This is a genomic window from Hyalangium gracile (assembly GCF_020103725.1).
GTDB classification, from domain to species: Bacteria; Myxococcota; Myxococcia; order Myxococcales; family Myxococcaceae; genus Hyalangium; species Hyalangium gracile.
Genome location: NZ_JAHXBG010000029.1, coordinates 115832 through 138869, shown reverse-complemented (window position 1 = coordinate 138869; position 23038 = coordinate 115832). Strand labels below are relative to the sequence as shown.

Below are 23038 nucleotides of genomic sequence, written 5' to 3'. Positions count from 1 at the left end.
CGTTGCGGAAGGGTGGAGCGAACGGCCACAGTCCTGGTAACGAGCGTTTCCCAGCTTCGTCCATGAGCCCCCACGACTCCGAGAAAGCGAAGGCCCCAGAGACTGAGCGACAGTCGGCCGAGGCATGGCTCCGGGAGCGAGGCGAGCACCTGCGCCTGGCCCAGGAGGCAGGCGGCGTCGGGGTCTTCACGCTGGACATCGCCGCCCAGATGCTGACGGTGAGCCCTCAGTTCTGCCGGGTGTTCGGCATCGAGCCGCGGGAGGTGATGCCTGCCTCCGAGGTCGAGTCGCTCCTCCTGCCGGAAGACCGGAACGTCGCCTCGACGCCGGAGACCCGGCTCCAGGGCAGGGCGAAGCTCTCCGTCGAGTATCGGATCCGCCGGCCCGATACGGGCGAGGTGCGGTGGATCTCCCGGCGCGCGGAGTTCGTCCGGGACGCCCAGGGCAAGCCCGTGCGGCTCATCGGCGTCGCCCAGGATGTGACGGAGCGCCGGCTCGCCGAGGACGCGCTGCGCGAAGCCAACGAGCGCATCCAGCTCGCGCTGAACGCGGGCGCCGTGGTGGGCACCTGGGTGTGGGACATCACGGTCGACCGGTTCACCGCCGACGAGCGCTTCGCCAGGGCCTTCTCCCTCACCCCGGAGCAGGCCGCGCAGGGGCTGCCGCTCGGCGTGGTCGTCGAGTCCATCCACCCGGAGGACCGTCCCCGCATCGAGGCGCTGATCGCCCGGACCCTCGAGACCGGCGGACCGTACCGCGCCGAGTACCGCGTTCGGCAGCTCGACGGCTCCTACCGCTGGCTCCAGGCGAACGGACGCTGCGAGCTCAGCCCCGAGGGCAAGCCGCTGCGCTTCCCCGGGGTGCTGCTCGACGTCGACGAGCGGAAGAAGGCGGAGCTGCGCCAGGCCGCGCTCGTCGAGGTGGGTGACCGGCTGAGGGATATGGGGGACACCGCCGACATCGCGGGCGCCGCCATGGAGATCGTCGGCCGCCTCTTCGGCGTCCAGCGCGCGGGCTACGGCTCGGTCGATGAGTCCCAGGAGTACGTCGAGATCGAGCGGGACTGGCGCGCCGACCCGGGCATCCAGAGCGTGGCGGGGCGGCATCGGTTCGCCGACTACGGCAGCTACATCGAGAACCTCCGGCGGGGCGAGACGGTCATCATCCGGGACGTCGAGAGTGACCCGACGACCGTGAGGGGAGGCGCCAACCTGCGGGCGCTCGGCATTCGAAGCCTGCTCAACGTGCCGTTGCTGGAGCACGGGCACCTGGTGGCCATCCTCTACCTGCATGACCGGGAGGTCCGCGACTGGTCCCAGGACGAGCTCACCTTCATTCGCAACGTCGCCGACCGCATCTGGGCGGCCAGCGAGCGGGTCAGGGCCATCGTGGAGCTGCGCCGGGCCAACGAGCAGCTCGAGCAGCGCGTCCAGCAGCGCACCCGCGAGCGCGATCGCATCTGGAACTTCTCCCAGGACCTGCTGCTGGTGGCGGACTTCGAGGGCCGCTTCATCAGCGTCAACCCGGCGTGGACCACCGTCCTGGGCTGGAGCGAGGCGGAGCTGGTGGGAAGGACGTCGGCCTGGCTCGAGCCGCCCGGAGAGCATGAGAAGACCCAGGAGGAGGTGGCCCGGCTGGCCGGCGGCTACCTGACGCAGCGGTTCGAGAACACCTTCCGGCACAAGGACGGCTCCTACCGCGTCCTCTCGTGGACCGCGGTGCCGGTGCCCGAGGATGGCGTGCTCTACGCCGTCGCGCGGGACATCACCGAGCAGCGGCAGACGGAGGATCAGCTCCGCCAGTCGCAGAAGATGGAGGCCATCGGCCAGCTCACCGGAGGCGTGGCGCACGACTTCAACAACCTGCTCCAGGTCGTTGGCGGCAACCTCCAGCTCCTGCAGCGGGACGTGGCGGGGAACGAGCGCGCCTTGCGGCGGGTGAAGGCGGCGGCCACGGCCGTCGACCGGGGCGCCCGGCTCGCGGCCCAGCTGCTCGCGTTCTCACGCCGTCAGCCCCTCGAGCCCCTGGTCCTCAACCTGGGCCGGCTGGTGCGAGGCATGGACGATCTGCTGCGCCGCGCCCTGGGAGAAGACATCGAGGTGGAGACCGTCTCCGCGGGCGGGCTGTGGAACACGCTCGTCGATCCCAACCAGCTGGAGAACGTCATCCTCAACCTGGCCATCAATGCCAGGGATGCCATGGAGGGCGCCGGCAAGCTGACGATCGAGGTCAGCAACGCCATGCTCGACGACCACTACGCCCACCTGCACCCGGAGGTGGTGCCCGGCCAGTACGTGCTGCTGGCCGTCTCGGACACGGGCAGCGGCATGACGCCGGAGGTCCTCAAGCGCGCCTTCGAGCCCTTCTTCACCACCAAGCCCGAGGGCCGTGGCACGGGCCTGGGCCTGAGCATGGTGTACGGCTTCGTCCGCCAGAGCGGCGGGCACGTGAAGATCTACAGCGAGGTCGGCCACGGCACGACCATCAAGATCTACCTGCCTCGCTCGCTGCAGCCCGAGATGGCTCCCGCCGAGGTCCTCACAGGGCCGATCGAGGGCGGCACCGAGACGCTCCTCGTGGTGGAGGACGACGCGGAGGTGCGCAGCACGGTGGTGGAGATGCTGGGCGAGCTGGGCTACCGCGTGCTCAAGGCCGTGGACGGTCAGAGCGCGCTGGCGATCCTCCAGAGCGGCATCCCGGTGGACCTGGTGTTCACCGACGTGGTGATGCCCGGCCCCGTGCGCGGCACCGAGCTGGCGCGGCAGGCCAAGGCGCTGCTGCCGGATGTCGAGGTGCTCTTCACCTCGGGCTACGCGGAGAACGCCATCGTGCATGGCGGGCGGCTCGATCCCGGCGTGAATCTGCTGAGCAAGCCGCATCGCCGCGAGGATCTGGCGCGCAAGGTGCGGCAGCTGTTGAACCAGCGCGAGCAGCGGATGGTGGCCCGGGCCGCCAGCGCGCCGGAGCCCACCCCGTCCCAGCGCGTGCCCGTGCAGGAGCCGCCCCGGAGCATGCGGGTGCTGCTGGTGGAGGATGACGAGGAGATCCGCGCGTCGGCTGGCGAGCTGCTGGAGCTGCTCGGGCACGACGTGGTGGAGGTGGAGAGCGCCGAGGCGGCGCGGGGCGCTCTGGCGGCGGGGCGCTTCGACGTGATCCTCACGGACATCACCCTGCCGGGCATGTCGGGGCTGGAGCTGGCTCGCGAGGTGAGGAGGGACAGGCCCGACACGAAGATCATCATCGCCTCGGGATACGGGAACTCGGCGATGGACGGAGAGGTGGAACAGCTCGACAGCGTGGTCGTATTGCCCAAGCCCTATGCGCTGGCGCAGCTCCGCAGCGCGCTGGAGCAGGCCTGGAGGGGAGAAAGAGAAGCAGGGTGAGCGCCCTCCTGCCTGCACGGCTCGACCGTGCCAGCTCTCCTCCGCGCTGCGCGAGGCGAAGCCCGAGGTGTACCTGCTTGTCGAGGCGGGCGCTCGGGACTCCTGGTTCGTGAAGCCCGGCTTCAACGCGGCCTGCGACGGGGCCGCCTCGCTGGGCCACTGGGCCCGGGAGAAAAGGCCGCTGTCTCTTTGTGAAGGTCACCGGCGCCGTCACGCGCGGGCTGTGGCGCGCGGGAGTCTCGGATGAGGAGCTGGCGCGATTCCTCGAAGAGGCGAACGCCGACCGCAAGCACCTGGGGGAGACTTGCGCGCGCTGGATCACCTTCGACGGTGATGGGGGCGACGCCGCCCGCTTCCTGCTCATCCGCGATGCGCTGTACCCACCGGATCCACTCCTCGCGTGGTTCCCCGAACTGACGGAGTGGCACGGGCTCTTCAGCCTGCCCAGGGAGTTCATCGGGCAGGTGGACAAGCGGATGAAGAGGGCGTCCTACTTCCAGCTGCAGCAGCCCGCGGCCGAGCTGGTACAGATGGTCCGGGCCGTGCTCCGCCAGGATCCGGATGCCATCGGCATCCTCCAGGCAGAGCGCCTGTCTCCCACCGATGAGGGCGTCTTCGAGCTGCTGCTCAACGCCTCCCTGACGGGGCACCGGGTGATCGTCTTCGGCCTGAGCGACGCCGCGAGGCAGGCCCTTCAGGCCCAGGCCTCGCGGTTCCAGCAGGTGGTGCACGTGGCCTCCCTGGCCTGAGCTCCGGCTCGGGAGGCCTCGCCGTCACTCGGTGACGGTGAACTGGACGGGGATCGTCACGGGGGCGTAGTTGCGGCCCACGAGCGTGACGGACGCGTCGTAGGTGCCCGGCGCCAGCTTGCCCTGGACGATGATGTGGAAGCGGTCGACCTCGCCCGTGCTCATCCACACGGGGTAGGCCTCGGGGCACGTCGTGAACAGGCACGAGAGCGCCTCACCGAAGGCGATGAACGGCGACAGGGGGGCGAGCGGGATGGCGAGGAAGCCCAGCGGGATGGCGTTCTCCGCCACCGTCGTCCAGAGCTGCTCGAGGTAGGTCTCCACCCGATCCAGCGGGACGCTGACCGCGTCCTTGCCGCTGCCCGACACCTGGAGCTCCGAGAGCACGGCGTCGCCCTTGCGCCCCTTCTCCCGGTAGACGACCGGGATCAGCACACGCTGGCCCGTCTTCACCGTGACCGGCGTCGTGTCGAAGGCGAACTCCATGTCGGGCTGCAGGAGCAGCGCCCCGTCCTGACTCACCGCCTGCGTGAGCGAGAAGGAACCCTCGCTCTTCACGCTGCCGGGGCGGATCGTCACCTGGGCCCCCAGGCCCTTGAGCATGTTCGGAGGCGCCGAGAGCTGCTGCACGTCCGCGGAGCTGAGCGCGCCGGCCTCCACCTCGCCGCCGAGCGCGAACGCGGGGCTCTGGACGGTGCTGCTCGCCACCTGGATGCGGGACTCCTTGTCCCAGTACATCTTGGTCGCGGAGGTGATGGTGACGCTCCCGGTGATCGGCGTGGTGCCCGTGCTGGTCACCAGCAGGCCGCGAGTGAAGCCGGTGAGGGTGAGGTTGGTGGCGTGGACGGCCGCCCCATCGGAGAAGAACAGGGAGCTGTCCGTGCCGCTCCAGTCCGAGGGGAAGGTCGCCGACGGGTTGGAGCCGCTCAGGTTGTCGTAGGTGCCCAGCTCGACGACAGGCACGGTGCTGCCGCTCGGAGGCTGCGTGCGAGCGATCGCGGACCCCACGTCGACGACTCCCAGCGTGCCGGCGGTGAGCTGGAGCTGCGGGCCCTCCAGCACGAGGAGCCCCGTCTCCGCGCCCACCTGGGCGTCGGCGAAGAAGACGGCGCGCTGGTTCTTCGGGAACAGGGGCGCGGGCACGAGCACTCCCGGGGCGTCGACCTGAGCCTTTCCGTTCGTGTTGAGGAAGAGCGAGTTGCCGGTGAGGCTGACGGTGGCGGGGACGCCGGTCGGCTTGTCCTTGACCGCCCGCTTCCAGCGCGACTCGAGCGAGTTGAGGGACTCACCCTGCCTGCGGCTCTCGTTGTCATCCGGAGGCTGCGTGGTGCCACCGCCGCCGCCTCCTCCGCCCCCACCACCCCCGTCCCCTCCGCCGTCGCCGCCCCCGCATCCGGGCTGGACGGCCAGGAAGAGCGCTGCGAACGCCGCGGCCAGGTACTTGCTCGTGAACCTCACGGTGCCTCCCATCGGTGGGTGCTGCTTCACGCCTCCTTGTCCGGTGGTGGACCGTCTGGATCCCGGACTTCTCCGCTCGTGGAGTGACCGTGTGCGCGGTGGTGTGTCAGCGTGCCACCTGCGTCCAGGCTGCGAGGCCACTCCTGCTGTAGACGGAGCATCCCGGCCGTCCTTGAATCAGGCATGGCGCGCAAACTCGGGGAGCAGCTCGTCTCGGAAGGTGTCCTGACGCCCGCGATGCTGGCCCGAGCGCTCGAGCGGCAGAAGGCCACGGGGCAGAAGCTCGGGGAGTGTCTGGTGCGGCTCGGACTGGACGAGACGCCGGTGCTGCGCCTGCTGGCCCAGGAGTTCAAGACGCGCTTCGTGTCCACCGCGAAGCTCGCCCAGGCCCGCATCGAGCCCGCGCTGATCGAGCGCGTGCCGGTGCGCCTGGCGGAGGGGTTCGACTTCATGCCCCTGCGGCTGGATGACGCGGGTGGGCTCTATGTCGCCATCGCCGAGCCTCAGCGACAGCGCGCGGTCGAGGAGATCTGCCGGACGGTGGGGGTGTCGCGCGTGCTGCCCTTCGTCGCGGTGCGGCGAGCGATCCGGGCGGCGATCCGCAAGCACTACTACGCGGACGCCCAGGCCTTCGAGCACATGCCGGATGACGACGCGTGTCCTCACTGCGGCGCGCCCATCATGGAGGGTGACTTCCAGTGCGCTCGGTGCGAGCTGCTCCTCGTGCGGAGCCCGGACGATCTTCCTCCCCGGGACAACGTCTCCCTGGTGCGAGCGCTGCTCACGTCGCCCGAGCGGCAGATGGCCCGGGAGGTGCCAGCGCCTCCGCACCTCGACAAGACCCGCGTCTCCTCGTTCTCGCCGGACGCGGCGGTCGTCGCGAGGATCCCGAGGATCATCGGTGGGCTGGACATCGCGGAGAAGCCGCTCAACCCGTTCGAGGCCTACATCCTGTCGTTCGTGGATGGCCGGACCTCCATCTCGGACATCGCCCGCATCACGTCCTTGAGCGGGGTGGAGCTGCACGCCATCTTCGAGTCGCTGGCGGAGCGAGGCATCACCCAGCTCGCAAGTCCTGCTCCCGCGCCCACCCGGAGTCCACCGCCGCCCGCGCCCGCCCGGAGCCCGTCACCGCCGCCCGCGCCTCCTCCCGCACCCGCGGCTCCCGCGGCTCCCAGGGGCGAGGATGCGACCCAGGGAGTGCTCCAGCGCGTCGTGCAGCTGGAGCGGAGCGGCAAGATAGAAGAGGCCATCGAGACGCTCGAGCGCGGCATCTCCCAGCAGCCCAGGCCCGCGCCGCTCTACAACCGGCTCGGGATGATCCTGCTGAACCAGCGGCGGGACTACGCCAAGGCCACGGCGCTCTTCCAGAAGGCGGCGGACCTCGACCCGGACAACAGCACCTACATGATGAACCTCTACACGGTGCTCAGCCTCAAGGCCGAGGCGACGAGTCCGGGGAAGAGGAAGGCGAAGCGGTGAGCGGCCTGGCTACTTGCCGTCCTGCTCCCGGGCCGTCTTCAAGGCCCGGGTCCACCACAGGAGCTGGTCGAGGAACCGGGTGGCGGTGGACTTCAGCGGCTCGTAGGCATCCGGCTTTCCGTTGTTGATGGCCGTGAACACGTCGGCCTGGATGTGCACGGCGCCCCGGATGGGCGCCATCTCGAGCTCGAGGGCGACCAGCCGCAGCTGCTCGATGGCGCGCGCCCCGCCGACGCCGCCGTAGCCCACGAACCCCACGGGCTTCCGGCTCCACTCCTTGTAGAGGTGGTCCAGCGCGTTCTTGAGGACGGACGAGTACCCGTGGTTGTACTCGGGCGAGACGATGATGTAGCCGTCCGCCTCCGCCACCTTCCGGGACCAGCGGGTGACGGCCTCGTTCGGGTAGTTGCCATTCATGCGCGCCGGAGGCGTCGGCTCCGCGAAGAAGGGCAGCGGGTAGTCCTTGAGATCGATCAGCTCGGCCTCGACGCCTTCCCGCTTCGAGACCTCCTGGAGGATCCACTGAGCGGGTTTTTCGGCGAAGCGGTTGGGGCGGATGCTCCCGATGATGACCTGGATTTTCATGGGCGGGATCCTCGCACAGTCCGAGGAGCCCGGCGGTGCCTTTGCCCAGGCGTAGCGGCGCGCCATGCGCGCGGAAGGCCGCGAACTCGTTCGTGGAAGCAGCGGACGCACAGCGGGGCGTCCTGCACCCAGCGCGAGGCGAACGCGCCATCCGGGCAGTACGACGTCACCATGCCCACGTCGGCGTCCAAGAGCTCGCCGATGGCGCGCGGCAGCACCTCCTCCCATGAGGGGTGGAGGATGAGCTCTCCGCCCGGAGGCAGCTCCGTGAGATCCCGATGGGGAGCGTAGAAGGGCTGATCCCGCTCGAAGAACACGACGCGGTGGCCTTTCGCCACAGCGTGGCGTGGCCGTTGCCCCAGGAGGAGCTGACCGTGAGGCCGAAGATGACGAGCTTCATGCGGCGCCCTCCCGTGCCCCGAGGGGAGCCTCCAGGAGGTGTGCGTCGACCAGCGCTCTCACGGACGGCGCCAGGCGGACCCGCTCCAGGCGTGGGCGTTGCTCGGGCCTCAGTCGGGCCAGGGTGTACGCGACCTTGCGGCGGGTGTGCTCGGGGCTGAAGTAGCGGACGAAGCCGGAGGAGTTGAGGGAGAAGAAGGAGAGGGCGTCCGCGTCGTTGATGAGCGTGAGGGCCATGTCCTCTCCTGGCCGCTCATGCCGGGTGACGAGCCAGCGCACGCGCTCGCAGGTGGTGTCGTCCACCTGGAGCTCCTCCAGCAGGGCGCAGGTGAGCTCCGCGCCGAGCGCCGCGTGGGCATCCTTGAAGATCTGATAGTTCTCCGCCTTGTGCTCCACCCGGGCGTCGGCCTCCGAGAGCAGCCGCTCCACGTCGTGGAAGAGCGCCGCGACCTGCACGGCCAGGTCGGCCCGCGGCTCCAGGCGTAGCACCCACTGCCAGGTGTCCAGCGCGTGCTGGTAGTCCGCGCGGACCAGGGGCTTGGCCAGATCGTGCAGGGCGCGGTGTCGCTCGAGGATGCGGTCGAACACGTCCGCCGAGGAGGCGGTGTTGCGCCGGCCGATGAGCCCCTGGTAGCGCGTGAGGAGCTCCATCGCCGCGCGAGCGAGCGCCTTGCCCCGAGCTCCCACCAGGTGGAGCGAGAGGCACTCGGCGCCTGCGGCCGCGAAGACGCGGGGATCCCACGTGAAGGGGTCGAAGCCGGGCGCCTGCCACTCCTCGACGTCGAGGCAGAGCACCTGGGTGCCCTCGCCCGAGGCGAGGGGCAGGACGTCCACGGTGGGGAACTCCTCGGCGAGCAGCGCCCACTCCTCCCGAGCCTCCGAGATGGTGTCGACTTCGGACAGCAGTAGCCGCCGCAGCATCCAGCCTCCCCTGGGGGCCCACCCTGGGCCGACCGTCGCGCATCCTGGTGGCTCCCACCCCTGGCCACTACTGGATGCGTGGACAGGGCATCCGTGGTCCACCGCACAGATGCGGCAGGGTGATCGTCAAGCGCGAGCTGAAGAACTTTCGCTGGGACTCCCAAGCCCGCCCCTCGCGAGGTGAAGGGCGTGGCCTGAGTCTCGGCTCGCGCCTCAGGCGTCCGGGGCGCGGCTGGCCTGGATGAGCAGCTGGACCAGCTGGCTCATCCTCTCCGCGGAGTGCACCAGGTCCTCCGCGGCGGTGATGTCCGTGGGGTCTCCTTGCGAGTCCCGGAGCTGCTGCGCCAGGCCCTCCGCGGACTGCTTGAGCACGCTCAGGGGCAGTCGGAGCTTGGTTGCGATGAGCTCGAGCGAGTCTTCCCGCTTCGCGCCTTCGAGCAAAGCACTGCTGCTCCCCATCATGGGCATTTCCATCGGTCTTCCCCCCCCAGGCCGGGTAGCCCTCGCGGGCTTGCCTGTGCCTGGATGTGTTGCTGTTGCGAAACGCAGCATGCGTTGCGGAATGCTGCGAGGTGAATCATCCGATGGAATCGTCCTGGAGAGATTCACCCCGCGGGGCATGTCATACCCCATGCCACCAACTCCCGGGTGGAGCGGGGCCCGGGAGCGGCCCGCGCCTCAGACGGTGCGAGGCTCGGCCACGGGGACGGGCTCGGGCCGAGTCCGGATGGGCGGGCGCATGCCAGCCCTGCACGCCAGGACGGCCAGCTCCGTCCGGTTCTCCGCGTTGAAGAGCGACAGCAGCGCGGACACGTGGGCCTTCACGGCCCGCTCGGAGATGCCCAGGTTCGCGGCGATCTTCAGGTTGTCCGAGCCCGTGGAGAGGAAGCCCAGCACGTCGCGCTGCCGAGGCGTCAGCGTGGACCAGAGCTTGCGCTGGTGCAGGGCCTCCGCCGAGGGTGGGGGCACAGGGCCTGCCTGATCGGCCGCCAGCGCCAGGTTCGCCACGGCGCGCAGCACCTGGGCATCGGCCGAGGGCATCTCCAGCACGGCATCCGCGTTCGCATGGGCCGCGCCGCTCTGCAGCGCCGTTCCGATGATGACCACCGTCGTCCGCGGCGCGCGGTGGCGGAACTCCCGCAGCAGCGGGAACGGATCGTCCGTGCCGTGATCCATGTCGATGAGCACCAGTCGCGGCGGACTGGTCGTCAGCGCGCCCAAAAGCTCCGCGGCCGAGCGGTACTCGGCGACGCGGTGGAACCCTTGGGACTGGAGGAGCTGGACGAGCCCCTCTCGAAACAGGTTCTGGTCCGACAGAATGGCAATGACTGGTTCACGCACGGTGGGGTTCCCTTTCGCCCACCAGGTTCTGCAAGCCCTGTTCCCAACTGAACGGAAGGGACGGAAGGGAACCTCGCGCAACTTCTGCGCGGGGCTCCGAGCACTCCGCAAATCCTGCGCGACCCTGCGCCGCTGATGTAGCCTCGGGCTCCTCTGCCATCTTCCGGAGCCTACCGGTGCGCGTGCTGTCGCCTGCCCGCCCGACCTGACAGGTTGTGCCCTACGCTGAGACACTGGCAGGTTGGAAGGGGTGAGTCAAGGCGACTGTGGTGCGATGCACATGAGGACGCCCGTGCCCTGGGCGCGCGGCTTCACCCCACCAGGGTCGTCTCGGTGGGGGCCACCACCGGCTCGCCGCGCGCGTGCAGGCGCGTGTGGTGGGCGTGGAGCAGGCGCCGGATCGCCGCGCGGGTGATGAGGCCGCAGGTGGTGCTGCCATGGGCTCCGGCCACGGGCAGCGCGTCCACGTCCTCGTGGTCCAGCAGCCGGAGCGCCTGCGTGAGGTCGCTCGTGGGCGAGAGCACCGGCAGCTTGCGCGCCAGATCGCTCGCCACGAGCATGGCGTGCAGGGCCGGGTCCTTCCACACCTCGCGCATCTGCTCCACCTGGACGATGCCATACACCGTCCCCTCCGCGTCCAGCACCGGCAGCGTCCCGCTCTCGGCCGAGAGCAGCTCCTCCATCAGCGGCTCCAGGTGCAGGTTCGCGGGCACCGGCGCCACCTCGAGCATGAGCGCGCGCACCTGGGTGCTGGCCAGCAGATCCGCGTCGCTCTGCACCTTGGGCGCCTTGCGCTCGGTGAGGTAGTGGCACAGCGCGGAGGCGATGCTGCACGTCACCATGAGCGGCAGGATGATGGCGTGGTTCCCGCTCAGCTCGTATACCATCATCATCCCCGTGAGCGGGCCGCGCGTGAGCGCCGCCACCGTGCCGCCCATCCCCACGATGGCGTAGGCGCCGCTCGGAGCGGTGCTGGCCGGGAAGAGAAGGTGGGCCAGCGTGCCGAAGGCTCCTCCCGCCATGGTGCCGATCAGCGCCGCCGGGAAGAAGGTGCCGCCCGAGCCTCCGCTGCCGATGGTGAGCGCGGTGGCGACCAGCTTGAGCAGGCACGCGGTGGCCAGGAAGAGCAGGCTCAGCTTGCCCACCGCGGCCAGGGGGATGAAGGAAGTGCCCGAGCCCCACACCGTGGGGCTGAGGAAGGCGAGCACCCCCGCGCACAGGCCTCCCAGCGCGGCCCGCATGGGCAGCGGGCGCCGCGCGAGCCAGGGCGACAGCCTGCCCTGGCTCCGCCCCGCGAAGAAGTGCTCCACCCCGTGCAGCATCCGCACGAAGGCGAACGCGAGCAGGCCACACAGCAGCCCCAGCAGCACGTAGAGGAGCACCTCCCAGCCGCTCAGGAGCTGGTAGTTGAGCCGTGGCAGCAGGGCCTCCTGGTCCAGCACGCCCTGGCTCACCAGCGTGCCCGCGACGCTCGCCAGGATGATGGGGGAGAAGACGCGCAGCTCGAACTCGCGGAGGATGATCTCCATCGCGAACACCGCGCCGGCGATGGGGGCATTGAACGAGGCGGAGATGCCCGCGCCCGCGCCACACGCCATCAGGATGGACAGCTCCTTGCGGCTGAAGCCCAGCGTCCGCCCCACCGTGGAGGCGAAGGAGGCGCCGCCGTAGACGATGGGGCCCTCGCGGCCCGCCGAGCCTCCGCTGCCGATGGTGATGGCGGAGGCGACCAGCTTGAGCAGGCCTTTCTCCGCGGGCAGCTCCTCGCCGCCGCGCTTCACCGCTCGCACCACCTCCGGCACTCCATGCCCGTGCGTCTCCGGGCGGTTGCGCAGCAGCAGGCCCACGGCGTAGCCACCCAGCGTCGGCGCCACCAGCATCAACCACCAGGGCAGCACCTCCAGCGTGCCGGGCATGCCACGCGGGTGCCGGAACAGCGTGTTGACGGCCGTCAGCGCCACCAGCGGGTAGTAGAGCGAGAGCGCTCCCAACACCAGCAGGGCCAGCAGGCGCAGCCGGCGCTTCACCTCGTCCCGGTGGCCTCCGGGCTCGATGACGCGCGAGAGGCCCAGCGCCCCGAAGGCCAGCGGCGTCGCGATGATGGCGTACTCCCCGTGCCAGTTCGCCGCCGCCAGCGCCTCCCACAGCGACTGGAGCTGCGCCACCAGCCGCAGCCGGTACGTCAGCTCCGTCGCGCCGGCGGTGAGCCCTCGCACCAGGACGATCAGGTTGGTGAAGATGCCCGCCACCAGGCCGCTGTAGAGCCCCACCACCGCCCCCGCCACGGGCAGCACCGAGGGGCCGGGCAGGCGCAGCCGGTTGGAGGCCTGCAGCGCCGCGGAGATGAGCCGGCGCGCTCCCGCACGCAGCGCCGCGCGGGTTGACGGAGGTTCGTCGTTCATTGGGGCTCCCACTAAACCCCTCTCGAGCGCACCGTTCAAGGAAGGACTCTGGGTGTGGGGCTGTCGTCGCCTGGAAGGCTGCCGTGCTAGAGGGGGGCCTCCGGAGCGGTGGGACACCAGGAAACACGGCGGGGGCTCCGGCGCCGTGAGAGGAGGCTGCGCCATGCTCAAGCCAGGAGACGTGGCTCCGGACTTCACGGTCCGGGACCACACCGGCAGGACGCACTCGCTGTCCGAGTACCGTGGAAGGACGGTGGTGCTCTGGTTCTACCCGAAGGCGGACACACCGGGTTGAACGGCCGAGGGTTGCGGGTTCCGCGACCAGAGAGCGCAGTACCAGCAGAAGAACGCGGAGATTCTGGGCATCAGCTTCGACACCCCCGAGGAGAACAAGGCCTTCTCCGAGAAGTTCGGGTTCAACTTCCCGCTGCTGTGCGACACCGACCGGAAGGTCGGGCTGGCCTACGGCGCATGTGACGACGCGAAGGCACCCAATGCTCGTCGGGTGGGCGTCATCATCGGGCCGGACGGGAAGGTGAAGGCGTACTACCCGAAAGTGGACGCGCGAGCGTTCCCTCAGCAGGCTCTCGGGGAAATCTGAGCCGCACGTCGTTCCGCATCACCGCGAGGCGCGTCTGGCATTGCCCCCTGGACGCGCCTCGCATTTTTCACCGCGAGGCCAGCTCCGCCGCCGCTCACGGGGCGTAGCTGCGCGTGGGCAGGCGCGCGCGCAGGAAGAGCGCCACCCCGGCCAGCAGGAGCCACGGCACCAGGTGGCCCAGCATCAGGTGCCCGGTCGTCCCATCCGCGCAGTGCAGGTGCAGGACGAAGAGGCTCACGCCGCCCGCGGACAGCCCCGCGGCGATGGCGCGCACGGGCTGGAAGGCGGAGCGGCACAGCAGCACGAGCGCCAGCGCCAGCGGCGGAATGGACAGCACCACCTCGGTGGTGAGGCACCCCATCACCCCCGCGAGGAAGCCGCGCGCCGAGGCGATGCCCGAGCCGCCCACCACCAGGAGGAGCGACACCATCGCCGCGCCCCCGGCCACCCACGCCCAGGGCAAGCCGCGCCGCGCCGGAGCCAGGGAGATGTACGCGCCGCCGCCCACCAGCGCGAGGATGAGGAGCGCCAGCACGGCGATGACGGCCGGAGAGGCCGTGTTGGCCACCAGGCCCGAGCGGCCCAGGGTGAACAGGCCTCCCACCATCACCACGAGGTAGGCCACCAGCAGCGCCAGCAGCTCGCGCCACCACGGCTTTGCCACGGGCTGGGTGGCCAGCTCCTCCAGCGTCCGCGCGCGCGCGGCCTCCAGGCCCGGTGTGGACTTGGGGGGGGCCACGGGCGGCAGCGCCTCGAGCGCCCCGAAGCCGGAGGTGAGGGCGCGGCAGTCCTCGCACGAGGCGGCATGCGCGGCCAGCTCCGGCGGCAGGGGCTGTCCCAGGGAATCCATCACGCGCTCGCACTCGGGCGTCATTGGCTCGCCTCCTCCTTCAGCCCGGCCAGCAGCTCGCGCAGCCGCGCGTACCCTCGGTGGGCGCGCACCTTCACCGCGGACTCCGTCAGGCCCATCGCCTCGGCGATCTCCGCGAAGCTCATCCCCTCGAAGCGGTGCATGACGATGGGGATGCGCTGGCCCTCGGGCAGCATCTCCAGGGCCCGCTGCACCGTGCGCTCCAGCCCCATGTCCCGCGGGCCGGCCGTCTCCGCCGCCACCGTCACCGGCAGCTCGCCCTCGTCGGTGAGCTCCTCCGGCCGCCGGGTGCGGCGCTGGTGGTCCCTCGCGGCGTTGGTGGCGATGGCGTACAGCCACGGCTTCACCCGCGCGCCCGCCTGGAAGCGCCCACGCGCTCGCACCAGGGACAGGAAGGTGAGCTGCACCAGGTCCTCGGCCGCCGAGGCACTGCCCGTCAGCCGGGTGAGGTAGCCGTGGACAGGGCGCGAGTAGCGCTGGAAGAGCGCATCGAACGCCGTCGCCTCACCCTGGCAGAACCTGGCCATCAACTCCTCGTCGGAACTTCCCGCGTCACTGGACGCGGGTGCCATTCCTGTACGCGGGAGGCCGGATTCGGGTTTCAGCGAAGAGGGTGACACAGGTCCCTACACTTTATCCCGAGGCAAGGGCCTCGGGGCACGGACCTTTCTGGGGAGCAAGCGGCCTTACTGGCGCTTGATCATCGCCTGGGGGGCGGGCGCGGAGGTAGGCAGGTGGTCCGCCGCGGCCGCCAGGGCCTCGCGCACCTTGTCCTCGGCCGCCTTCTTCTGGGCCGCCATCGCGCTCCAGAAGGCCGTGGGCGAGTTGAGCTCCGCCTTCTGCTCCGGCGTGTACTTCAGGTAGGCGTACTTCACCGCATCGGTCGGGGTGCGCAGGTCCTTCACCACGCCCACCCACGAGAGCGCCTTGAGCGAGTAGTAGCTGAAGTCCACCTCCCACCAGAACCAGCCCTGGTTGGCGGTGTTCTGGTAGTAGTGGTGGTTGTTGTGCCAGCCCTCGCCCAGGGTGATGAGCGCCAGCAGCCAGTTGTTCTTGCTGGTGTCCGTGGTGCGGTAGCGGCGCTTGCCGAAGATGTGGCTCAGCGAGTTGATGGTGAAGGTGCCGTGCCACAGCAGCGTGGTGCTCACGAAGAAGCCCCAGACGAGCATCGAGAAGCCGCCGATGAAGTACAGCGCCACGGCCAGCGCGATGCCCGGCAGCAGGTGGAAGCGGTTGAGCAAGCGCAGCTCCGGGAAGCGCGCGAAGTCCTTGATGGACTCGTACTTCGTGTCACCGTACTTGTCGCAGAGGATCCAGCCGACGTGGCTCCACCAGAAGCCCTTCTGGATGGGCGAGTGGATGTCCAGCTCGGTGTCCGACTCGCGGTGGTGGTGCCGGTGGTTGGCCGCCCACCACAGCACGCCCTTCTGCACCGACGTGGTGCCCACCAGCGCCAGGATGAACTGGAAGAAGCGGTTCGTCTTGTAGGAGCGGTGGCTGAAGTAGCGGTGGTAGCCCGCGGTGATGCCCCACATGCGCACCACGTACAGGCCCAGGCAGACCAGCAGGTCCACCGGCTTCGCCCCCACATAGAAGACGAAGAGGCACATCAGGTGGACCCCGAAGAAGGGGATGGAGGCCAGCCAGTTGATCTTCTCGTCAGGGGCGCGAGCAGGAGCGTGCATCATGAAGGGGTGCCTCGGCGGAATGCAGACCGAGCGGGAAGGTGCTCAGCCTCACCCTCCATCAACACCCCCCTATGTCATGGCTCTGTCAGGAGGACGCAGATTGGCGAAGATCCGTCAGCCACGCCTCGAAGGCGGGGTGGCCATGGAGCGGCGCCAGGTCCTCGTCCGAGGCGGCATAGGCCCCATCCCGGAATCCCAGCTCCCTGGCGCGGTGCAGCATGCGCACCGCATCCGTGACATTCCGTGCACGAGCGAATGCACACGCCGCGTCATAGGCAATCGTCGGGTTGGGGACATGGGTCAGCGCCGCCTCGCCCATGGCCGCGGCCTCGGAGTAGGCGCCGCGGATGAACAGCACGCGCTCGGCACAGGAGAAGGCCGCGGCGGCATCCACCCCGGGCAGCCGCAGCGCCTGGGCCTCCTTCCCCGAGCGGATGAGGCTGCCGGCGTACTCGTGCATGACCGTGCGATCGCCCGTGTCGCGCCAGGCCATCTCCCACAGGGGCAGGGCGCGCGCCTCGTCGCCCACCAACGAGAAGGCGGCGGCCAGCGCGTGCGTCTCCACCGGCTGGCGCTGCACCTGGGAGAAGTGGTCCAGCGCCATGCGGCCCTGGCCTTCCTTGAGGGCCACCCACCCGAGCAGATAGTGGGCGCGGCTGGCCAGGTCCGGGGTGAGCGCGGTGCCGTTGTCGAGCGCGGAGGAGGCCAGCCGCCGTGCCTCCGAGAGCTCGTTCTTCGACATCGCCTCGTGGGCCTCCTGGAGGGTGCGCGCGACGGCCGTCTCCGCCTCTCCCAGCGGGGCGGGCCGCTTCATCGCCTCGGAGATGGCGCGCACGGCCTGGAAGCCGAACATGGCGAAGAACAAGGTGAGGAAGGGCGCGCGCTGGCGGATGCCCCAGGCCACCATGCCCAGGCAGATGAGCAGGGCCAGCACCTGCGCCGCCACGAAGCCCCGGTGCTTGAACAGCCGCACCGCCAGCACGCTGACGATGCGCCCTCCATCCAGGGGTAGCACCGGCAGCAGGTTGAGCCCGGCCCAGAAGAAGTTGGCGATGGCCCCCACGCTCAGCAGGTAGTCGAGCACCTCGGAGCGGTCCCCCACCAGGAGGCTGCCCACCCAGCACGCCAGCCCCAGCAGCAGCCCGAAGACGGGCCCCGCCAGGGTCAGCAGCACGTCACGGTGCCAGGGGATGGGGCCCGGTGCGTTGGGCAGGGTGTGCCCTCCCATCCAGGCCAGGGTGATGCTCGGCTGGTAGCCGAACGCCCGGCTGGCCACGGCGTGGCCCAATTCGTGGACGAGCACGGAGACGAAGACGATGAGCATCCACGAGACGACGTTGAAGCCCATGGTCCCGGTGATGCCGGGTCGGCCGGTGGGCGTGAACGTCAGGGCAATCGCCGCCGACACGAGCAGGTGACTGGCCTGGACTTCGACGGGGATGCTCCCCAGGCGAAAGCGGAACATTGGCTACCACCTTAACCGTTGGGGTGTGCGCGTGCAGACCATTGCTTGGGCACTGCTCTGTGGCAACCAATCCGCTAGGTTCCCCACCGCTCATGTTGCAGATCGGCCCTTACACCCTCCCCAACCCCTACATCCTGGCCCCCATGGCGGGGGTGAGCGAGATGCCCTTCCGCGTCATCGCCTTCCGGATGGGGGCGGCGCTGTGTCCCACCGAGCTGGTCAGCTCCCAGGGACTGATGCGCACCAACCAGCGCACCCTCAAGTACCTGCGGTTCGATCCTCAGGTGGAGCGGCCCTACTCGCTGCAGATCTTCGGAGGAGACCCGGAGGCCATGGCCCGGGCCGCGGTGGTGGGCAAGGAGTACGGCGCCCAGCTCATCGACATCAACATGGGCTGCCCGGTGAAGAAGGTGACGAAGAACGGCGCCGGCAGCGGCCTGCTGTGCGATCCGCCCCGCGCCGCGGACATCGTCCGCCAGATTCGCGCGGCCACCGGGCTGCCCGTCACCTGCAAGATTCGCTCGGGGTGGGACGCGAAGAGCCTCAACTACCTGCGCGTGGCCGGCGAGCTGTTCGAGGCCGGCTGCGCGGCGCTCGCCATCCACCCGCGTACCCGCGAGCAGGGCTACTCGGGCAAGGCGGACTGGGGAGTCATTGCTGACCTCAAGCGCCACTTCCCGGACCGGCCCATCATCGGCAACGGGGACGTGAAGACGCGCGAGGACGCGCACCGCATGCTGGAGACCACCGGCTGCGACTTCGTGATGATCGGCCGTGGAGCGCTGGGCAACCCATGGATCTTCCGCGAGCTTACCGGCGGAGAGCCGCCCACGCCCGAGGAGCGCTGCGAGGGCGTGCTGGCCCACTTCCGGGCGCACGTGGCCTTCGTGGGAGATGAGCTCGGGGCGGTGCGCAGCTTCCGCAAGCCCATGGCCTGGTACGCGCACGGACTGCGGGGCGCGGCCCTCTTCCGCTCGGAGGTGAACGCGCTGGACTCCGCCGAGGCGGTGGAGGAGGCCGCGCGCCGCTTCTTCGCCTCCGCGAGCGTGGACCTGACAGGCCCCTCGGAGGAGCAGGACGTGGACTACCGGGCCGCGCTGGGCTGAGGCGAGGCCAGCTCGGGAGGGACGAGCCGCCGGCCCTGGGCCACGGTGCGGAAGTACGCGCAGGCCGGGGTGGGGCGGCGCTCCAGCGTGTCGAAGTCCACGTGGTAGAGCCCGAAGCGGGGGCCCCAGCCCTCCAGCCACTCGAAGTTGTCCAGCAGGCTCCAGTAGAGGTAGCCGCGGATGTCCACCCCCTGGGCGCGCGCCTCCAGCACCTGCGCCAGGTGCGAGTGGATGTAGTGGGGCCGTCGCTGGCCGTCGCGGTCATCGATGCCGTTCTCGGTCACCCAGACGGGCAGCCCGTAGCGCTTCACCTCGCGGAGGATCTGCCCGAAGCCCTCGGGGTAGTCCTCCCAGCCGATGTCCGTGAGGCCGCGGCCGTGTCTGTCCCGGAACTTGAACTCGATGAAAGGCGTGCGAGGGATGAAGCGCAGATGCGCACGGGAGTAGTAGTTGACGCCGATGAACTCGCACGAGCCCTTCGCCTGGGGGATGTCCACCCGCGTGGAGGCCACGCCCGGCATGTTCACCCGCAGCTTCCCGGAGACGAGCGCCTCGTGGAACGCATGGTTGTACGCGTGGGCGCCCAGCCGCACGAGGGCGCGGTCCAGCGGGTTCCACCACCGGTCCGGCGCGAAGCAGAGCATGTTCTGGGAGATGCCCAGCTCCACCTTGCCCAGCACCGCCTGCAACTCCTCGCGCGCGGCCACGTGGGCGCGCACCATGTTCTCCAGCGCCTGCATCGTCTTCGGCCCGTCGGCGATGCCCGGCGGCAGCAGGCCCTGCAGGTACCCCCCGAGCAGCACCACCATGGGCTCGTTGAGGGTGATGAGCAGCGCATCCAGCCCCTTCAGCAGCGGCGCGCACGCGCGGGTGTAGGCGCGGAAGGCCTCCACGCTGGCCGGCGTGTGCCAGGGCGTCTCCCGGTGGAACCACGTGGGGTGGGTGAAGTGGTGGAGCGTCACCACGGGCCTCAGGCCCCGCGCCTTCATGCGCAGCAGCCGCTCGCGGTAGGCCTCGAGCACCGCTCCGTCGAACTGGCCGCGCCCAGGCTCGATGCGCGCCCACTCCAGAGAGACGCGGAAGGCCGAGGCCCCGGCCTCCAGGGCGAGCCCATAGTCCTCTTCGTAACGATTCCAGTGGTCCACCGCGCGGCCGCAGCGCACGTGCGGCTCCTTCAGCTTCCCGGCGCGCTCCCACTCGGCCCAGTCGTTCTCGATGCCTCCCTCCACCTGGTAGGCGGAGGTGGCGACTCCGAAGGTGAAGCCCTCGGGAAACGTCCTCTCGTCGGCACTCATCGCGGGGGGCACCCTAGATGTCGGCTCCGACGGGAGGAAGCGCGGCGTGCGCCGAGCGCTCTGCGCGCCATCGGACACTCGCGCGTGACGGCTCGGTGTCGCTTCCGGAGCCGAATTCTCGGCTCGCGCGCGGATCTCTTCCCGAGCCGAGTTTTCGGCCTCGGAGAGCGCTCGGCAGGTAGGCGAAGAGCCACCGAAGCGGTCCCTGAATGCGCGGAGGCCGAAAAATCGGCCCTCGCCACGCAGTGCAATACGTCACCATGCGTTGACACACACGACTATCGCCTCTACCATTCACGTCAAGCACTCAGTCACTTGTGTCCGAGTGCAGGGCCCCACCCCCATTGGGTGCGGGCACCCAACTCAACGGAGGGATTGCATGGCCGCGAAGAAGAAGACCGCGAAGAAGACGACGAAGAAGGCTGCTGCGCCGAAGAAGAAGACGGCGGCCAAGAAGGGCGGAGCGCGCAAGACCGCGCGCAAGACGTCCTCCCGCAAGAAGGCTGCTGCTGCTCCGGCTCCGACGGCCTAAGCGCGGTCGACGCGGGCATCAGTTACCTCTGATACCCGTGAACGGCTCGGCGGACTCCGCCGAGCCGTTTTCATTTGCGGGGTATGGCTCAGCGGGCCCGGCGGCGCGAGCCCCACAGCCCGAGCGCCACGAGCATCAGCAGCACCACCGCCGTGGGCCCACCGGTCGCCCCGCAGCCCCAGCCCAGCGGAGATCGCGCGCCGTCCTCCTCGTCCGGGCCCGGAGGGGAGCCTCCATCCGGCAGCAGCCCGCCGCCGTCGGGAAGTCCCCCGTCGGGCAGCCCGCCATCCAGCGCTCCCCCGTCCGGCTGCCCACCGGGGCAGGGAGTTCCGGGCAGAGGCTTCGGGGGAAGGACGGCAGGCCCCCCATCCGACAGCACGAAGAAGCCATCCGAGGAGAGGGTGGTGGTCAGCCCCTCGTTGTTCGTCGCGCGGACGGTGGCGAAGTACCACGTGCCGGGAACGAGGGGGCGGAAGCCCGGCTGGGTGCTATCCAGCGAGATGGACAGGGCCCGATTCATGAGGCGGAAGGGGACGGTGTCGGTGCATCCAGGCACGGTGCCCGCGCCGAACTCGTAGTCCCGGAGGCCCGTCTCGTGGTCCGTGAAGAGCCAGTGGGCCGTCAGCGCCAGGTTCGTCTCCTGCGTGTCCACGTCCCCGGAGGTGCCGTCGTTGACCTGGCCCACGGGAGGCGTGAGGTCGGTGGCCTCGAGCGAGATGAGGAACATGTCGTCCTGGAACGAGTAGGAGAGGTCCTCACCCACCGGTGACAGGTTGTCCAACATGTCCCCCGAGCGCGTCGCCCCGCCGATGAGCAGCTCGTTTCCCTCGCCCGAGGCCAGCGCCCTCACCTCGTCCTGCAGGGCGCCACCGACGTAGGTGCCCCACTCGGGAAAGAAGCTCCCGGCATCCGGAGCCATCCGCAGGACGAACCCCTCGGTGGTGCCGCTGCTCTCCTTGTCGAATCCCAACGAGGTAGGGAGATCTCGCGAGGTGGTTCTCCCGCCGATGTAGAAGGTATCGAAGGTGCCCGCCGCGACGGCGAACCCCTCGTCATCCCCGGCGCCTCCTGTCGCCAGGGCGAACGTCCTCTGGCCCGTCGAGGGATTGAAGCCGGCCGCGAACGCATTCACCCCGAACGGGTTGCCGGTGGGCGCGTTGGGCAGGGGGAAGTCGCTGGAGCCGGTCGTGCCCACGACGATGACGCGGGAAGGGCTCCCCTGATACAGGATGGCGTTGCCCTGGTCCTGGCCATGGCCGCCGAGGAAGGTCCACCAGGTGGGGGTGACGAGATCCTGGTTCAGCCGGAGCACCACGGCCTCCCGCCCACCGTCGAGATCCGCGGGGCCGACGACGGCCCCGGACAGGGGAAAGTTCGCTGACTCGGTGTAGCCGGTGACGTACAGGATTGCGCCCGAAGTGGCCTGCGGATCCCTCGCGATGGACAGGGCTTCCTCGTGGCCGCTGCCGCTGAGGACCAGGGTCCTCTCCAGATCGCCGGAGATGGCATCGAGCCGGCTCACGAAGAAGTCCCGCTGCCCCAGCGATACGCCGCCGTCCCATCCGGGCATCCGAGACGAAGTGGACGAGCCCACGGCGTACAGCTTCTTGTCCTGCCCGAGGACCAGGGAGTGGATGTCCTCGTCACCCGGTCCTCCCACGCGCCGGACCCAGCTGAAGCCGCTGCCGTTCGACGCCATGCGGGCAATGAAGCCGTCCGTGGCGCCGTTGGCGGCCATGGACCCCGGCGCCAGCGGGAAGTCGAGCGAGCCGGTGGTACCTGCCACATAGACGAAGCTGTTCTCGCCGATGACGAACACCTTGGCGACGTCGTTCCCGCTGCCGCCGAAGACCGCCCTCCAGATCAGGGTGCCGGTGCCGTCATTCCGGCTGACGACCACATCCGAGTTGCTCCCACGCTGGTCCAAGCCGGTACCAGCGGAGGGCACCGCTGGCCCGGTCCCGCTACCACTGGCGCCGACGGAGAAGACCCATCCACCAGGCTCGAGGATCGTGATTCCGTTGAGCGAGTCGTTGCCTCCCAGGCCCACGAAGGTGTTCCACCGGATGACCGGATCGACCCAGGCCGGGGCACGGGGCTCCTTCACGTCCACTTCGATGACGTACTCCCACAGGTCCGGCCCCTTGAGGCGCGCCTCGCGGTAGCGGCAGGGCAGCTCGAGCGACTTGCCCGCCGCGCCCTCCTGCCCGCAGCGCAGTCCCTCCTCGCGAAGGGTGCCGTCGGCCAGCTCCACCTCCAGCGCGCGTCCGCCGTCGGCCACCCGGAGTGCCTGGGCGCCGCGCCACTCGAGCCTCACCTGACGCAGGTCCGCGCCATGCTCGGCGCGAAGGCTGTAGGCGACCCCTTCGTCCCGAGCCTCCATCCAGAGGTCCACCCCGGGCGCCACGCCCGGGTAGTAGAGGGCAGCCCACGTGGGCAGATCCTGCCTCCAGCTCTCTTTCTGCCCCACGAGCTGGTGGAGGCGGGCCTCGCGCGGCTGCAGCGGCTGGGGCATCACGGCTCGTGCTCCCGCCAGTCCCCAGCGCAGCTCGCGGGCGGGGCGCTCCGGAGCGGTCAGGCGCATCGTGACGCCTGACTCGTTGAAGAGCGCGCGGGCTCCGGGCTGCTCCAGGAGGTAGCGCCCCGGGGAGCCCGGCTCGGGAGCGATGAAGGCCTGCTTCGAGCTGGCGGGTCGAGCGGGGCCCGGAGGAGCAGGAGGAGACTGGACCGCCGAGGAACCCGACGCGGTCACTGACAAGA

The 23038-nt window shown here is 69.9% G+C and carries 18 protein-coding genes; 6 read left to right on the top strand and 12 right to left on the bottom strand.

The annotated features are described in order from the left end of the window. Positions 1 to 62 precede the first annotated feature (62 nt). Together KY572_RS39285 and KY572_RS39280 are read left to right on the top strand one after the other, a co-directional pair. The gene (locus KY572_RS39285) at positions 63 to 3383 is read left to right on the top strand and encodes a hybrid sensor histidine kinase/response regulator (protein ID WP_224248863.1); all 3321 of its coding nucleotides are present in this window, start codon (positions 63 to 65) and stop codon (positions 3381 to 3383) included. A gap of 191 nt (positions 3384 to 3574) precedes the next feature. Beyond that, complete coding sequence (locus tag KY572_RS39280; RefSeq protein ID WP_224248862.1) at positions 3575 to 4132, top strand: hypothetical protein; 558 nt, start codon at positions 3575 to 3577, stop codon at positions 4130 to 4132. Between the two features lie 24 nt (positions 4133 to 4156). Here KY572_RS39280 and KY572_RS39275 read toward each other — a convergent pair whose 3' ends face one another. Continuing rightward, positions 4157 to 5590, bottom strand: a complete 1434-nt coding sequence (locus tag KY572_RS39275; protein ID WP_224248861.1) for a hypothetical protein — start codon at positions 5588 to 5590, stop codon at positions 4157 to 4159. A gap of 183 nt (positions 5591 to 5773) precedes the next feature. On the opposite strand from KY572_RS39275, the gene KY572_RS39270 reads away from it, so the two are divergent. Beyond that, positions 5774 to 7072, top strand: a complete 1299-nt coding sequence (locus tag KY572_RS39270) for a GspE/PulE/PilB domain-containing protein (RefSeq protein ID WP_224248860.1) — start codon at positions 5774 to 5776, stop codon at positions 7070 to 7072. Between the two features lie 9 nt (positions 7073 to 7081). On the opposite strand, the gene KY572_RS39265 is transcribed toward KY572_RS39270, so the two are convergent. The 5 genes from KY572_RS39265 to KY572_RS39245 all read right to left on the bottom strand — a co-directional run bounded on the left by KY572_RS39265 (position 7082) and on the right by KY572_RS39245 (position 12720). After that, positions 7082 to 7657, bottom strand: a complete 576-nt coding sequence (locus KY572_RS39265) for an NADPH-dependent FMN reductase (RefSeq protein WP_224248859.1) — start codon at positions 7655 to 7657, stop codon at positions 7082 to 7084. Between the two features lie 396 nt (positions 7658 to 8053). Further along, entirely contained in the window at positions 8054 to 8977 is a 924-nt protein-coding gene (locus tag KY572_RS39260; protein ID WP_224248858.1) for a DUF4202 family protein, read from the bottom strand. A 213-nt stretch (positions 8978 to 9190) separates the two neighbouring features. Next, positions 9191 to 9439 carry a hypothetical protein gene (locus tag KY572_RS39255; RefSeq protein WP_224248857.1) on the bottom strand — a complete coding sequence of 83 codons (249 nt, stop codon included), beginning with the start codon at positions 9437 to 9439 and terminating at the stop codon, positions 9191 to 9193. 216 nt (positions 9440 to 9655) lie between these two features. Then, positions 9656 to 10318 carry a LuxR C-terminal-related transcriptional regulator gene (locus KY572_RS39250; protein ID WP_224248856.1) on the bottom strand — a complete coding sequence of 221 codons (663 nt, stop codon included), beginning with the start codon at positions 10316 to 10318 and terminating at the stop codon, positions 9656 to 9658. Positions 10319 to 10629: 311 nt separating this feature from the next. Continuing rightward, positions 10630 to 12720, bottom strand: coding sequence for a chloride channel protein (locus KY572_RS39245; protein WP_224248855.1), 2091 nt, complete (start codon positions 12718 to 12720; stop codon positions 10630 to 10632). Between KY572_RS39245 and KY572_RS39240 the strand changes: the two genes are divergently transcribed. Further along, on the top strand, positions 12662 to 13321 hold the full coding sequence (locus tag KY572_RS39240) for a peroxiredoxin (RefSeq protein ID WP_317987958.1): 660 nt from the start codon (positions 12662 to 12664) through the stop codon (positions 13319 to 13321). The two genes, KY572_RS39245 and KY572_RS39240, sit on opposite strands and share 59 nt — an antisense overlap. A gap of 94 nt (positions 13322 to 13415) precedes the next feature. Here KY572_RS39240 and KY572_RS39235 read toward each other — a convergent pair whose 3' ends face one another. The 4 genes from KY572_RS39235 to KY572_RS39220 form a co-directional block, all read right to left on the bottom strand. Next, positions 13416 to 14195, bottom strand: a complete 780-nt coding sequence (locus tag KY572_RS39235) for an NrsF family protein (RefSeq protein WP_224248853.1) — start codon at positions 14193 to 14195, stop codon at positions 13416 to 13418. Continuing rightward, the gene (locus tag KY572_RS39230; RefSeq protein WP_224248852.1) at positions 14192 to 14719 is read right to left on the bottom strand and encodes an RNA polymerase sigma factor; all 528 of its coding nucleotides are present in this window, start codon (positions 14717 to 14719) and stop codon (positions 14192 to 14194) included. Before KY572_RS39230 ends, KY572_RS39235 begins: the two co-directional genes overlap by 4 nt. 159 nt (positions 14720 to 14878) lie before the next feature. Beyond that, the gene (locus tag KY572_RS39225) at positions 14879 to 15877 is read right to left on the bottom strand and encodes an acyl-CoA desaturase (protein ID WP_407660080.1); all 999 of its coding nucleotides are present in this window, start codon (positions 15875 to 15877) and stop codon (positions 14879 to 14881) included. Between the two features lie 88 nt (positions 15878 to 15965). Then, on the bottom strand, positions 15966 to 17345 hold the full coding sequence (locus KY572_RS39220; protein WP_224248850.1) for a TPR end-of-group domain-containing protein: 1380 nt from the start codon (positions 17343 to 17345) through the stop codon (positions 15966 to 15968). A 92-nt stretch (positions 17346 to 17437) separates the two neighbouring features. On the opposite strand from KY572_RS39220, the gene dusB reads away from it, so the two are divergent. After that, a complete protein-coding gene (dusB, locus tag KY572_RS39215; RefSeq protein ID WP_224248849.1) occupies positions 17438 to 18451 on the top strand; it encodes a tRNA dihydrouridine synthase DusB in 1014 nt (337 codons plus the stop codon). Here dusB and KY572_RS39210 read toward each other — a convergent pair. After that, the gene (locus KY572_RS39210) at positions 18430 to 19746 is read right to left on the bottom strand and encodes a glycoside hydrolase family 1 protein (protein ID WP_224248848.1); all 1317 of its coding nucleotides are present in this window, start codon (positions 19744 to 19746) and stop codon (positions 18430 to 18432) included. The two genes, dusB and KY572_RS39210, sit on opposite strands and share 22 nt — an antisense overlap. A 379-nt stretch (positions 19747 to 20125) precedes the next feature. Between KY572_RS39210 and KY572_RS39205 the strand changes: the two genes are divergently transcribed. Continuing rightward, positions 20126 to 20278, top strand: coding sequence for a hypothetical protein (locus KY572_RS39205; RefSeq protein ID WP_224248847.1), 153 nt, complete (start codon positions 20126 to 20128; stop codon positions 20276 to 20278). 88 nt (positions 20279 to 20366) lie between these two features. Here the strand turns inward: KY572_RS39205 and KY572_RS39200 are convergent, their stop codons facing one another. Continuing rightward, positions 20367 to 23030 (bottom strand): DUF7948 domain-containing protein, encoded by a 2664-nt coding sequence (locus KY572_RS39200; RefSeq protein WP_456077674.1) that lies wholly within the window; start codon positions 23028 to 23030, stop codon positions 20367 to 20369. Positions 23031 to 23038: the final 8 nt, after the last annotated feature.